At 41.3% G+C, this 11,920-nt stretch carries 14 protein-coding genes and 1 tRNA gene; 3 read left to right on the top strand and 12 right to left on the bottom strand.

All coding sequences use genetic code 11. From position 1 onward, the window contains the following. Positions 1-123 precede the first annotated feature (123 nt). The 3 genes from RBH88_RS04745 to rsmA all read left to right on the top strand — a co-directional run bounded on the left by RBH88_RS04745 (position 124) and on the right by rsmA (position 1,757). Positions 124-201, top strand: a tRNA-Pro gene (locus tag RBH88_RS04745). Positions 202-266: 65 nt separating this feature from the next. Continuing rightward, positions 267-926 (top strand): type B chloramphenicol O-acetyltransferase, encoded by a 660-nt coding sequence (gene catB, locus RBH88_RS04740; protein WP_213699392.1) that lies wholly within the window; start codon positions 267-269, stop codon positions 924-926. A 21-nt stretch (positions 927-947) separates the two neighbouring features. Next, complete coding sequence (rsmA, locus tag RBH88_RS04735; protein WP_213699393.1) at positions 948-1,757, top strand: 16S rRNA (adenine(1518)-N(6)/adenine(1519)-N(6))-dimethyltransferase RsmA; 810 nt, start codon at positions 948-950, stop codon at positions 1,755-1,757. Positions 1,758-1,813: 56 nt separating this feature from the next. Here the strand turns inward: rsmA and RBH88_RS04730 are convergent, their stop codons facing one another. The 12 genes from RBH88_RS04730 to RBH88_RS04675 form a co-directional block, all read right to left on the bottom strand. Continuing rightward, the gene (locus RBH88_RS04730) at positions 1,814-2,089 is read right to left on the bottom strand and encodes an HU family DNA-binding protein (protein ID WP_213695726.1); all 276 of its coding nucleotides are present in this window, start codon (positions 2,087-2,089) and stop codon (positions 1,814-1,816) included. Positions 2,090-2,208: 119 nt separating this feature from the next. After that, the gene (gene der, locus RBH88_RS04725; protein WP_213699394.1) at positions 2,209-3,519 is read right to left on the bottom strand and encodes a ribosome biogenesis GTPase Der; all 1,311 of its coding nucleotides are present in this window, start codon (positions 3,517-3,519) and stop codon (positions 2,209-2,211) included. 30 nt (positions 3,520-3,549) lie between these two features. Next, positions 3,550-5,364: a prephenate dehydrogenase gene (locus tag RBH88_RS04720; protein WP_213699395.1), complete on the bottom strand. Its 1,815-nt coding sequence runs from the start codon at positions 5,362-5,364 to the stop codon at positions 3,550-3,552. Further along, positions 5,361-6,587 carry a bifunctional phosphopantothenoylcysteine decarboxylase/phosphopantothenate--cysteine ligase CoaBC gene (coaBC, locus tag RBH88_RS04715; protein WP_213690537.1) on the bottom strand — a complete coding sequence of 409 codons (1,227 nt, stop codon included), beginning with the start codon at positions 6,585-6,587 and terminating at the stop codon, positions 5,361-5,363. Before coaBC ends, RBH88_RS04720 begins: the two co-directional genes overlap by 4 nt. After that, positions 6,568-6,819 carry a DNA-directed RNA polymerase subunit omega gene (locus RBH88_RS04710; RefSeq protein WP_213690536.1) on the bottom strand — a complete coding sequence of 84 codons (252 nt, stop codon included), beginning with the start codon at positions 6,817-6,819 and terminating at the stop codon, positions 6,568-6,570. The genes coaBC and RBH88_RS04710 overlap by 20 nt, the downstream gene beginning before the upstream one ends. Positions 6,820-6,834: 15 nt before the next feature. After that, on the bottom strand, positions 6,835-7,419 hold the full coding sequence (gene gmk, locus RBH88_RS04705) for a guanylate kinase (RefSeq protein WP_213690535.1): 585 nt from the start codon (positions 7,417-7,419) through the stop codon (positions 6,835-6,837). Next, a complete protein-coding gene (locus RBH88_RS04700; RefSeq protein WP_213690534.1) occupies positions 7,403-7,666 on the bottom strand; it encodes a DUF370 domain-containing protein in 264 nt (87 codons plus the stop codon). The genes gmk and RBH88_RS04700 overlap by 17 nt, the downstream gene beginning before the upstream one ends. A gap of 5 nt (positions 7,667-7,671) precedes the next feature. Continuing rightward, positions 7,672-8,556: a YicC/YloC family endoribonuclease gene (locus RBH88_RS04695; RefSeq protein ID WP_213690533.1), complete on the bottom strand. Its 885-nt coding sequence runs from the start codon at positions 8,554-8,556 to the stop codon at positions 7,672-7,674. Between the two features lie 25 nt (positions 8,557-8,581). Beyond that, a complete protein-coding gene (gene hflX, locus RBH88_RS04690; RefSeq protein ID WP_307880074.1) occupies positions 8,582-9,709 on the bottom strand; it encodes a GTPase HflX in 1,128 nt (375 codons plus the stop codon). Next, complete coding sequence (locus tag RBH88_RS04685; protein ID WP_213690531.1) at positions 9,702-10,328, bottom strand: 1-acyl-sn-glycerol-3-phosphate acyltransferase; 627 nt, start codon at positions 10,326-10,328, stop codon at positions 9,702-9,704. The genes hflX and RBH88_RS04685 overlap by 8 nt, the downstream gene beginning before the upstream one ends. After that, positions 10,325-11,002: a (d)CMP kinase gene (gene cmk, locus RBH88_RS04680; protein WP_213690530.1), complete on the bottom strand. Its 678-nt coding sequence runs from the start codon at positions 11,000-11,002 to the stop codon at positions 10,325-10,327. The genes RBH88_RS04685 and cmk overlap by 4 nt, the downstream gene beginning before the upstream one ends. A gap of 3 nt (positions 11,003-11,005) precedes the next feature. Continuing rightward, the gene (locus tag RBH88_RS04675) at positions 11,006-11,896 is read right to left on the bottom strand and encodes an HDOD domain-containing protein (RefSeq protein WP_213690529.1); all 891 of its coding nucleotides are present in this window, start codon (positions 11,894-11,896) and stop codon (positions 11,006-11,008) included. Between the last annotated feature and the right edge of the window lie 24 nt (positions 11,897-11,920).

The following is an 11,920-nucleotide window of genomic DNA, read 5'->3' as shown; positions in this document are numbered from 1 at the left end:
GATGCTAAAGAGCTGCTCCGAAAGGGGCAGCTCTTTTTTATTGAAAAGACTAAGAATGTATAATAGAAAGACCTTTATAAAGCTTGACCTAGTCTGGTATATTAGGTAAAATACCCAAGTCATCGGGACGTAGCGCAGCCTGGCTAGCGCACCTGCATGGGGTGCAGGTGGTCGGAGGTTCGAATCCTCTCGTCCCGACCATGCGTATACAAGCGGGGTATTTACCCCGCTTTTTTTATTGGCAAATTTGGGAGGCAAAATAACAAATGAAAAACTATTTTGAAAGCCCCTTCAGGGGAAAACCCATTGCCGAGCAAATAACAAATCCAAATATTACAGTTGGACGATATAGCTACTACTCCGGATACTATCATGAACACTCTTTTGAAGAGTGTGTTCGTTATTTATCGCCAGACCGAAATGATGTCGACAAATTGATTATAGGCAGTTTTTGTTCTATAGGATCAGGGGCTAGTTTTATTATGGCAGGTAACCAGGGTCATCGTTATGACTGGATAACAACTTTCCCCTTTTTCTACACGCAAGATGAATATACACATAATGAAAAGTTTGCTTTCTCTGAAGCATGTGACGGCTACGCCCCTATGGGAGATACTGTTATTGGGAGTGACGTATGGATAGGCTCTGAAGCTATGATCATGCCTGGAGTCAAAATCGGCCATGGTGCTGTCATCGGAAGTCGTGCCCTCGTTACAAAAGATGTGACCCCTTATTCTATTGTCGGAGGAAATCCAGCTCGTTTCATACGAAAAAGATTCTCCGACGAAGAAGTAACTATGCTTTTAGAAATGACGTGGTGGGAGTGGCCACTGGAACAGATAAAAGAGAACATGCATCTTCTTTGTTCTAAGAATGTTCGCGCTCTCTATAATTTATGGCATAATACAAAATCGGTTGATAAATAAGAAAATAGACACGGAGGGGAAATGAAAGACCAAACGTTTAAACATAAATCAAGTCTAGGACAAAACTTTCTACAAGATAAAAACATCTTGGCTCAGATTGTCAAATGGGCCTCCATTGAAGAATCTGATGTCATTTTGGAAGTAGGAGCCGGACAAGGCGTCCTCACTCAGCAACTCGCTCTTTCTCCATGTAAATCTGTTTTTGCCCTAGAGATAGATAAATCATTACATCCATATCTTGATCCGTTAGAGGAACAATATAAACCTCGTCTTACTATCTTTTGGGGTGACGCCGTAACCTTTGATTATGAAGATTCTTTACCTGAAACTCCTACTAAAGTTGTGGCAAATATACCCTACAATATAACTACTCCCTTGATTTGGCGCCTCCTAGAGGTGTTTTCAGGTAGGGGATTACAATCTATGCTCTTTATGGTTCAGCGAGAAGCTGCCTTGCGCTTAATAGCCCCTCCTAAGACTAAGGACCGCTACCCTCTTGGCATTACTTTAGAACTCATGGGGAAAAGTAAAATATTGCGCAAAGTTCCCCCTCAGGCTTTTTTCCCACAGCCTAATGTAGACTCTGCTGTTATAAAGATAAATATTGATAAAAATTTTGATTTAGCCCAACATGGAAGTTGGAGAAATCTTCTTCGCGCTTCTTTTGCTCAGAGAAGAAAAACATTAATCAACTCTGCTTCACGCAACGGTATTAATAAAAACAACCTTATTGAAAGTTTCTCGATCCTTAATTTTTCTCCAACATTGAGAGCCGAAGATTTAACTGGAGAGGAATGGCTCGCTCTCTGGAAAACGTTGAATTCCCTTTAAAAAAACAAAGAGGCCCTTTAAAGGGCCTCTTCTCTACAATAAAAAACGAAAAATTCCTATTCCACTTTCTCCTTCAGTGCTTTACCCGGTCTGAAGACTGGAACTTTCTTTGCTGGAATCTTAATTACTTTTTTAGGATCCTGAGGATTTCTTCCCTCTCTGGCAGCTCTCTCGCGAACCTCAAAGGTGCCGAAACCAACAAGCTGAACTTTGTCACCTTTGGCAAGAGAATTCTCAATGGCCTCAAGCACTGCACCTACGGCAGCACCTGCTTCACGCTTGTTGAGACCTGTTGCTTTAGCTACTGCATTAACAAGATCTGTCTTTGTCACCCCTAATTACCTCCTTTTCTTTGATTTAATATAAAATCATGTAATTGACAAGCTTTGCGCTGATTTATTATTACCAGTAACTGCCACTGCGGTCAAGTAGAAATTTCACTAATATCAAATTATGACTTAACTCGCCAATATAAACGTAATGGGACCCCATCAAAAGTTTCTATTTCTCTTAACTTATTCTCTATATGTCTCGCAAAAGACGTTGTAACAATTTCCGGATCGTTTACAAAAAATACAAAGGTTGGCGGTTCCGCATCAGTCTGTGTGCAATAGTAGATTTTCAAAATTCTACCCTTACGACTTGTAGGCAACGCCTGAAAAGCCAAAATGTCGCGTATTAGACGGTTCAATATATTTGTCCCTATTCTTTTTCGGCGATTATCCCGAACTTGTATAATTGTTTCCGTAAGTTTATGTAAACCTCTTTTTGTCAAAGCTGAAACAAAAAGCAAGGGAGCATGAGAAAGGAAAGGCATCTCTTCCCTTATTTTCTTTTTCATCGCATCCCCCAACTTATCGGTAGATTGTAATGTGTCCCATTTATTAACAATGAGAATTATGCCCTTTCCCTTTTCAAGAACCTGCGCTGCCATCTTTTTATCTTGATCAGTAGCTGGTTCATTAGCATCCATAACAAGAAGGGCAACATCGCTCCGATCAACCGCCTGAAGGGTTCGTACAAAGGAGTAATACTCTATATCGCTATCAATGCGGCTCTTTTTCCGAAGTCCCGCTGTATCTATAAAACGAAATTTTCCTTCCTTTGTTTCTACTATCGTATCTGTAGCATCTCTTGTAGTTCCTGGTATATCACTCACCAATACCCTATCGTTGCCCGCAAAGGCATTGACGAGGCTTGATTTTCCGACATTCGGACGCCCCACAATCGAAACCCGCACTTCCTCTGGATCAATCTCCACCTCTTCCTCTTCAGGTAAAAGAGAAACAGCTAAATCAAGTAGATCGTCAATATATCGTTTATGGAGGGCACTAATGCCTATTACATGTTCAAAACCGAGGGTGTAAGCATCATAAACTCTATCTTCATGCACTCCATCATCAAGCTTATTGGCAACAACAATGACTGGTTTTCCCGACCGTCGAAGAATGTGTGCAACGTCTTCATCCATCCAATTAGGACCCGCAAGACCATCTATAACAAACAATATGACCTGGCTTTCCTCAATGGCTAACGTCGCCTGTTTTCTGATCCCATCAACAAGTGGATGTTCGTCACGAACAAGAAGCCCACCCGTATCTACAATATAAAAGTTTCTCCCTTTCCACTCTGTCTCTCCATAAATGCGATCACGGGTTACACCGGGCATATCATCTACAATGGCATCACGGCGACCCAAAATTCTATTGAAAAGAGAAGATTTCCCTACATTGGGTCTTCCCACTATTGCTATTATGGGCATTTTCCCTATATTCCTCCTTTAAATTTCTATTTAATCGATCCAAAGAGAGACCAACGGAAAGCCCTCTCTCGATTTTGAAATATTAAACCACGGCTCAAGAACTTTCTTTAGCTTCCCGGGGCGCTCAACAAAAATCCATAAAGTTTTCTCCTTACCCCCCGGATCCATAGCCATTATATTTTTCTCTACAAGATAGTCTAATAACTCCTCTTTCTTGTTAGGAGGCGGAGTAATCTCTGCTAAAATACTAAAGGGTGGAAAACCATATTCTTGTCGTTCTTTGAGCTCTTTATACCAAAAGGACGTCCATCCCTCAAGAATTCCTCTCTGCCAACCCTTTCCTGGCCTTCGAGATTGTATGATAACCCGTCTTTGCGCCGCTTCTCTTCCACGCCAGAAAGATTCAAGTACCATACGATATGCATCAAATTTTGACCGATAGACCACTTTACGAGCCTCAGCATCGGCGTCAATCCAACCTATCATGCCAACAAGCATAGAATCACAAAGTGAAAGAGCTGCTCGTGAGCCAACAACTATTCCTCCATGAACAAAATGCGCATTAATTTCTCTCAGTCTTTTTTTGCTTGTATTTTTTTCCGCATGCCATTCTACCACTGGATAGCCCTCTCCACATAGTGCCTGAGCTATTTTCAATACAATCTCTAGTCCAGGACGCTTGCCACTAAGTAAAAACCCTCCGCATTTTGGACATTTTTTAGGGAAAGGAGCCTTGTACCCGCATAGCGGGCAGGTGACATTTACTGCTTCTTCTTCCGCTCTCAATGCCACTCCACATGAATGACAAACAAGTGTGCCACCGCACTCCTCACATGTAATTTCTCCGGCATACCCTTTTCGATCAAGAATCCATAAAGCTGTTCTTTTCTCGCCCAAGCATTTCATCGTTTCTCGTACCAAAGACTCACTTAGTGGAAAAGAAGAGCTTATTCCCGGGAAATCAGGTTTAGGAGCAAACTTTGTATCGACAAAAAAGGCTCTTTTCTCCGGAGAAACGAGTTGTTCCTCCGGTTTTTTATGAAGGAATATTTTCGATGAAGGTAATCGACCACAAAGATATAAAGAACTTTTTGCTATACGTGCTCTCTGCACAGCCACTGAACGTATCTGCAGAAAGGGAACAGATTGCAGGCGGTATGCAGGGCTACTTTCTTCATCTACAAGTATAAGCTCCGGGTTACATAGAGGGGCAAAAACAGCACCAGGACCACCTACTATGATATTAACATCTCCGATACGAGCTTTGTTCCAGGCTTCCCATAGCTTTTTGCCACCAACAGAAGGCCATAGCAGCACTTTTTCAAACCCTTGTGTCTCTAAAAGAGAATAAAAAAGCTCGGCTAAAGCTCTTTCAGGAAAAAGCAAAATAGCCGAGCCCTGGTTATTCCGTAAGATATCTACATACCTTTTATGTCGTTGTTCATCCTCTGAAAAGTAATAGTAATTTTGCGTAAAGGATCTATTGAGCTTTTCTACTCCAGAAGGGGGGATAGGCTCTGTCGCTTCTCCCTTTAAAAGTTGAGAGGGAGACATCACCCGTAATGCCTCTCCTCGACCACACAGAAAATTAACGCCTATCCAATGACTCAACAGCCAAAGATCATTTGGAAATAGAGTTTCTTCATCTAACGGCCGAATAAGGGAACGAATACGGAATATTTCTTTGTTTTCCGATGGGCCAGATGACCTTCCAAGAGAAAAACCCACACGTTTTGAAGGCCCCATGGGAACAAGTACACGAACACCCGGCTTCACATCCCCTTCATACTCATACGATAGAGAATTCCACCACGGCCCAGGAACAACAACATCAATCAACGTCAATTGATCGCTTCCTTGTGACACAGTTCAGCAACAGTATTTAAGATTCCCCAAGCTACTTCTTCTTTGCTTCCTTCAAGCTCAAAAAAATCGCCCTTTTTCATTATAACTTTAACCCGATTCGTATCGACGGCAAAACCGGCATCACAAGCCGTAATATCGTTAGCCACGATAAGATCAAGGTTCTTTCTTTCCATCTTGCCTTTAGCATGTTCGATAAGATGACTACTTTCTGCAGCAAATCCAACAAGTACCTGTTTAGAAGTTTTCCTTTTCCCAACCTCAGCAGCAATATCCGGATTTTGAACTAGGTCAAGAGAAAGCGTATCTTTCCCTTCTCTTTTCATCTTCTCAGTTTCAATAGATGCAGTTCTATAATCACTTACTGCTGCCGCTTTTATGATAATGTCAGCACTGGACATTTCATCCATAACTGCTTTATACATATCCATACCAGACTCCACTCGCTGACAAGGTATGCCATAGGGATCAGAGAGAGAGACCGGTCCCGAAATAAGCTTGACAGTTGCACCTCTGTACCAAGCTGCACGAGCAAGAGCAAAACCCATCTTTCCACTACTTGGATTACTGATAAAACGAACGGGATCTAAAAATTCCCACGTAGGTCCCGCTGTCACAAGTATGCTTCTATTCAAGAAATCTTTCTTAGGAGAGAGACTTTTCCATACTTCTTCCATAATTACGGTAGCGTCTGGTAGTCGTCCTCTTCCCTCATATCCACAAGCTAGATTCCCAGTATCTGGCTCCACAACTACATATCCCAGCTCTTTCACTCTTTCGATATTCTTTACAGTAGCAGGATGAACAAGCATATGCTCATTCATTGCAGGAAAAAGCAACACAGGAGCCTCTGTAGCTAAAACAGTAGCATCAAGCAACCGTTCTCCATGACCTTGAGCTAAACAAGCAAGAGTTTCAGCAGTACATGGAGCAACAAGCACAATTTCAGCCCAATCTGCCAAATGTATATGCGGAATTTCCCAACCGCGATCTGCTGAAAGAAAATCTTGCTGTCTCCATACACGACGTCCAGCCAAGGTTGAAAGAACCATTGGACTTACAAAAGCTTCTGCTCCCTCTGTTAATATAACTTCGACTTCACAGTCTGCTTTTTGTAGAGTACGAAGAATCTCAGGAGCCTTATAAGCGGCAATTCCGCCAGTAACGCAAAAAACAACTCGTCGCTTATTTTTCCACGTTAGCATCGGAGTCTCCAGGGAACAATATCTTTGCCCGTGAAGAAGGGATTCTGTATTTGACTCGTCCTTTCGCGATATCCTCCATTGCTAATGAAAGATGCTCTTCTATGTCTTCTTCAAGCATGCGACTCTTTTGTTCACTTATCCGACGGCTCCAATTAGCGACAAGAACTGTTAATAAATATTTATTGTCTATTCCAGTCTTTTTTTCTAAACTATCAATATCATAAAACTTCATTTTTTAACCTCCCCACTATAAACAGCACTCTAGTTTATAACTGAGAATAATTTTTTTTATTTCAAGTGCAGCCCGTTCCACGCAATCATTTACAACAACAAAATCGTAAGCTTCTGCCTTTGCCATTTCTTTTATGGCATTGTGAAGACGAAGTTGAACAGTCTTCTCTTCTTCCGTTCCTCTTTTTCGTAGTCTCCGTTCAAGCTCTTCAGTAGAAGGAGGCATTATAAAGATAAGAACCGCGTCAGCAAAAGCGTTTTTTACCTGAAGTGCGCCTTGCACATCTATTTCAAGAACAACATCATTCCCAGCCTGCAACTCTTTCTCTACATCCGATTTTAACGTCCCATACGAATGATCATGAACATTAGCCCATTCGAGAAATTTTTCTTCTTTAACCAACCCTTGAAAAGTAGTCTCATTCAAAAACCTATAATCAACCCCATCTATTTCACCATTTCTAGGTTCTCGAGTTGTACAAGAGATAGAGTAAACTAATTCAGGCATGTGCTGAAAAAGTGTCTTTCTAACTGTTCCCTTTCCAGCACCGCTAGGTCCCGATATAACAAATAAGTTCCCTTTTTTATTTGTACTCCTCATTGTCCGCTTCTTCCTCAAATCGATTAACTATAGTTTCAGGTTGAATGGCCGAAAGAACTACATGATTGCTATCAGTAATGAGGATAGCACGAGTTTTTCTACCTTGAGTAGCATCAATTAATCGCCCTTCGTCTTTAGCTTCCTCTTTCAACCGCTTAATAGGAGCTGAACTAGGATGAATAATGGCAACAATACGCTCTGCTACAATCATATTGCCAAAGCCAATGTGAACTAATCGATACGACATCACCATCACTCCACATTCTGTACTTGTTCTCGTATCCGCTCAAGTGCCGTCTTTGCCTCTACGGCAAGCCAGCGTATTTCTGCGTGAGTCACTTTAGACCCTATCGTATTTATCTCTCGATTCATCTCCTGAATCAAAAAATCCATTTTCCGTCCTTCAGAAACTTTCCCGCTCAAAATAGTATTAAATTTGTCGATATGACTTCGTGCTCTGGTTATCTCTTCTGAAATATCCCACTTATCAGCCATAAGGGCTATTTCTTGAGCTATTCTATTTTCATCGACTATTGGCCCGTTATCTTCAAATATCTTTTTAATTCGTTCTCTTGTCTCATTCATGGCTTCCTCTTGAGCTTTTTCCCAAAGAGAGGAAATTTGATCGATCAAGGATGAAAACAAATCAAGATGTGTTCTTATATCGACTTCCAGATGATTCCCTTCTTTTTCTCGCATATTTTGCAAAGAGTCGACGGCTTTCGAAACCATTTCAGAAAGTGTTTTCTGTATTTCCTGCTCAATCGATTCTCTTCCCTCAGGAGAATCAGTAACGCCAGGTAAATGAAGTAAAGATTCTACTCGAATTGGTGCCGAGACGCTTAGTTTTTTTTGTATATCCTGTATCTGGTAATAGTAATCCTGCAAAATCTGAGCATCTATCGAAACAGCCCTAAACGATGAAGACCACGAAACATCGACATTAAGCCTAACTTTACCTCGTCTGATAGATTGCCTCAGTTGATTATTCAAGATTGGTTCGCAATAAGAAAGTTCTCTTGGTAATCGTATAGATATGTCTTGATATCGATGATTAATTGTAGACATTTCCACAACGAGTGTCCCCCATGGAAATGTTTGATTCTCCCGACTAAAACCTGTCATGCTTAAAAGCACAATAAATCCTCCCGTCTTTTATGGGCTACGTAATTGTTTTATTAAAAAGCTGAGATTCGACTTCTTGCAAGAGATCCTCAATACCTTCTCCCGTAAGAGCACTAATCACTTTCACAGGAGCTTTACTTTGAAGTTCCAAACGTGTCTGAAGAAAAGGTATGAGGGTCGAATCAAGCTTATCTATTTTATTCAATACTACAATGCGAGGAATAGTAGACGCATCTATGTCAAAAAGAGTATCCTCAACAACTTCCAATGTCTCCAGAACATCAGGCATACTTCCATCAAGAACAAGAAGAATGAGCGATGCCAAAGATATTTCTTCTAGAGTTGTTCGGAAAGCCGCAATAAGCGTTGGAGGAAGGTCTCGTATAAACCCTACTGTATCAGACACAAGCACATTATGTCCTGCAGGGAGCTTAACTTTTCGAACAAAAGTATCTAATGTAGAAAAGAGCTGATCTGCTATATAAAGATCTCGGCCTTCGCTTAACTGCTGTAAAAGAGTCGACTTTCCACTGTTCGTGTATCCGGCTAAAGCAACTGTCGGTATTCCAGCTTTTTCACGTCGATAACGTTGAAAAGTTCTCCGCTTACGTACTTGCAGAAGCTTATCATTAATATCTCGAACGCGTCTTTCTAGTTTCCGTCGATGCCGTTCAAACTCGGTTTCTCCAGGTCCACGAGTTCCTATCCCTGCTCCTAACCGAGACATTTGTCGTCCTAATCCTTTTAAATGAGGGATTTCATATTGACACATGGCCAGTTCTACCTGTAGACGTGCTTCTGTAGTTCTAGCTCTCCGCTCAAAAATTTTCATAATAACGAAAGGCCTGTCCCAAATTTCAATGCCTAAAATTTTCTGCATATTGACACGTTGGCCTGGGGTAAGTTGCTCATTACATACAAAGATATCGGCCCGTACCTCTTTGCAAAAAAGAGCGCTTTCTGCAATTTTCCCTTTGCCTAACATATAAGCAGGATCTGGTTTATCTCGTTTTTGAATAATTTCTCCAACAACTTCAATATTGAGACTTCTCAAAAGCATTGCGAGCTCGTCTAAAAGAACTCGTGTATCATAGGCTTGTACAGGCATATCTAATGCAGCAATAACTGCACGCTGATGACGATGTTCTTTTCTAAGATCAAACACTCTTTTCAAGGTCGCTCAACGCCTCAGATATCTTATCTAAAAACTTCTTCCGACTTTCTTTTGGAGATTCGCCCTCACTTATCTCTTTGGGATATATAGTTTCGCCAAAAAGAACAGTAATCGATGTCGCTCGTATAAATTTTGCCCCCGGCGGCATTGATTCAAAACTCCCTTTAATATATGCAGGGACAACTGGCGCACCACTTTTTAAAGCAATAAGAGCCGCTCCCCCTTGCAAAGATTGAAGCTTCCCATCTAAAGAACGAGCACCTTCTGGGAAAAGAAGAACATTCTCCCCGTTCTCCAATAGCTCTAAAAACGCTTTTAAAGCCATTCCCGCGCTCTGTTGATCCTGTTTATTTACTGGAATAGCCCCTAATGTTCGAATGAGAACTCTCATTATCCACGAAGAAAAAAGCTCTGCCTTTGCAAGATATCTTAAACGCCTTGGAAAAACAGATCCTACAAGAACTGGGTCAAGGTTACTACAATGATTAGCAACAACAATAACGGGATCTTCTTTAGGCATCGGCGCAATCCATCGAACAGAAAGACGATTATAAAGTTTAAAAAAGACCAAACAAAAATTTTTCACTACTGCATAAAATAATCGTTTCATAGAGCCACCTGTTTATTATGTTCTTTTACTATTTTTATAAGATAAGCAACCACTTCATTTTCAGTCATAGAAGAAGTATCCACTACAATAGAATCTTCAGCTTTGCGAAGGGGAGCAACCTTTCGTGTTGAATCAAATTGATCACGAGTTCTGATCTGTCGCAAAACTTCTTCAAAAGAAACATGCTCTCCCCTGTCAATTAACTGCAAATGACGCCTTTTCGCTCGAACCTCATCCGTCGCCGTAAGGAAGATTTTAACTGCCGCTTCAGGAAACACAACTGTTCCCATATCTCTGCCATCAGCTACTAATCCACTTTCTTCAGCTTGTTCTCTCTGAATAGAAAGCAAACAGCGCCGCACCGTTGGAAGTGCAGCGTAAGCAGAGACAATACTATCAACCCAAGGGGAGCGTATATGTTCTGTGACATCTGCCCCATTAATATAGACACATCCATCACTGAGAGAAACTTTTATTTTAGAAAGAACCTCCATAAGAGCTGGTTCTTCCTTCGCTTCAAACCCCATTGTGTTTAAATAAAAAGCCAAAGCTCTGTAAATTGCACCTGTATCAAGATAGTCTAGCCCAAGCTGTTCAGCTACCTTTTTAGCGACAGAGCTTTTGCCTGCACCCGCAGGTCCATCAATAGCTACAACAAGATTTTTCATCGCCATTTATTATAAATCTCCCATCTCTTCCAATTCCTGTGTTGCTACTGAGACAAAATCCACTATCTCTGATAATAATAGTTCATAATCTGAAATGCCAAGGCGTTCAAACACTTCTGGATAGAGAGGGTTCTGTAGCCCCTCAGCACCTATGCCAACCCCCAGCATAAGACATAATGCATTGGCTAGATGAACCGTATCGACAAGAGGCTGAAATTTTTCCCCTTCCTCTGGAAGACGGTCTGGTGTGTGGTGAAAAGCGGCAACGTATTGATATTGTTCTGGGAGCTCCCATTTTTCCACAAGCAACGCACCAACAAGAGCATGATCAAAACCTAAAACCTGCGTTTCAGCATCAAGAAAGGGTACTTTTTCTTCTTCTACAAGTTTAATAATTATACTGTAGCCAAATCGTACATAGTCATTTAAAACAACTTTTCCGATATCATGAAGCAAACCTGCAACATATGCTTCTTCCAAAGAAACTTTCCCTGTTCGTTGCGCTATATATCGTGAAGCATAAGCAACTGTTAAAGAGTGTCTCCATAGTTCTCCCCGATCTAAAGCATATCCGCTTAAAGGTTTATCCATGAAAGAATAAACGGTTGCAGCCAAAACAATATTACTAATATTTTTATACCCTAAGAGAGCTATTGCCTCTGCAACACTGCTGATTTCACGGGATACCCCATATGCAGCAGAATTAGCAAGTCGAAGAGTTCGAATAACTAATCCTTCATCACGCGCCAGGCTTCGAGCAACGTCTTTAGCACTACTTTCAGGGTCATTCAACAACCTAAGGGTTTCGATAACAAACTGAGGGAACGATTTAATTTCCTTTACGCGATTAATAATGCGCGACTTGATCAATTCCCTGGACCGATCGTCCATCGTGTTCATGGCATGCCCCCCATATCCTTATTG

The sequence above is a fragment of the Aminobacterium sp. MB27-C1 genome, assembly GCF_030908405.1.
Lineage (GTDB): Bacteria > Synergistota > Synergistia > Synergistales > Aminobacteriaceae > Aminobacterium.
This window is presented reverse-complemented; position numbering and strand designations above follow the sequence as displayed.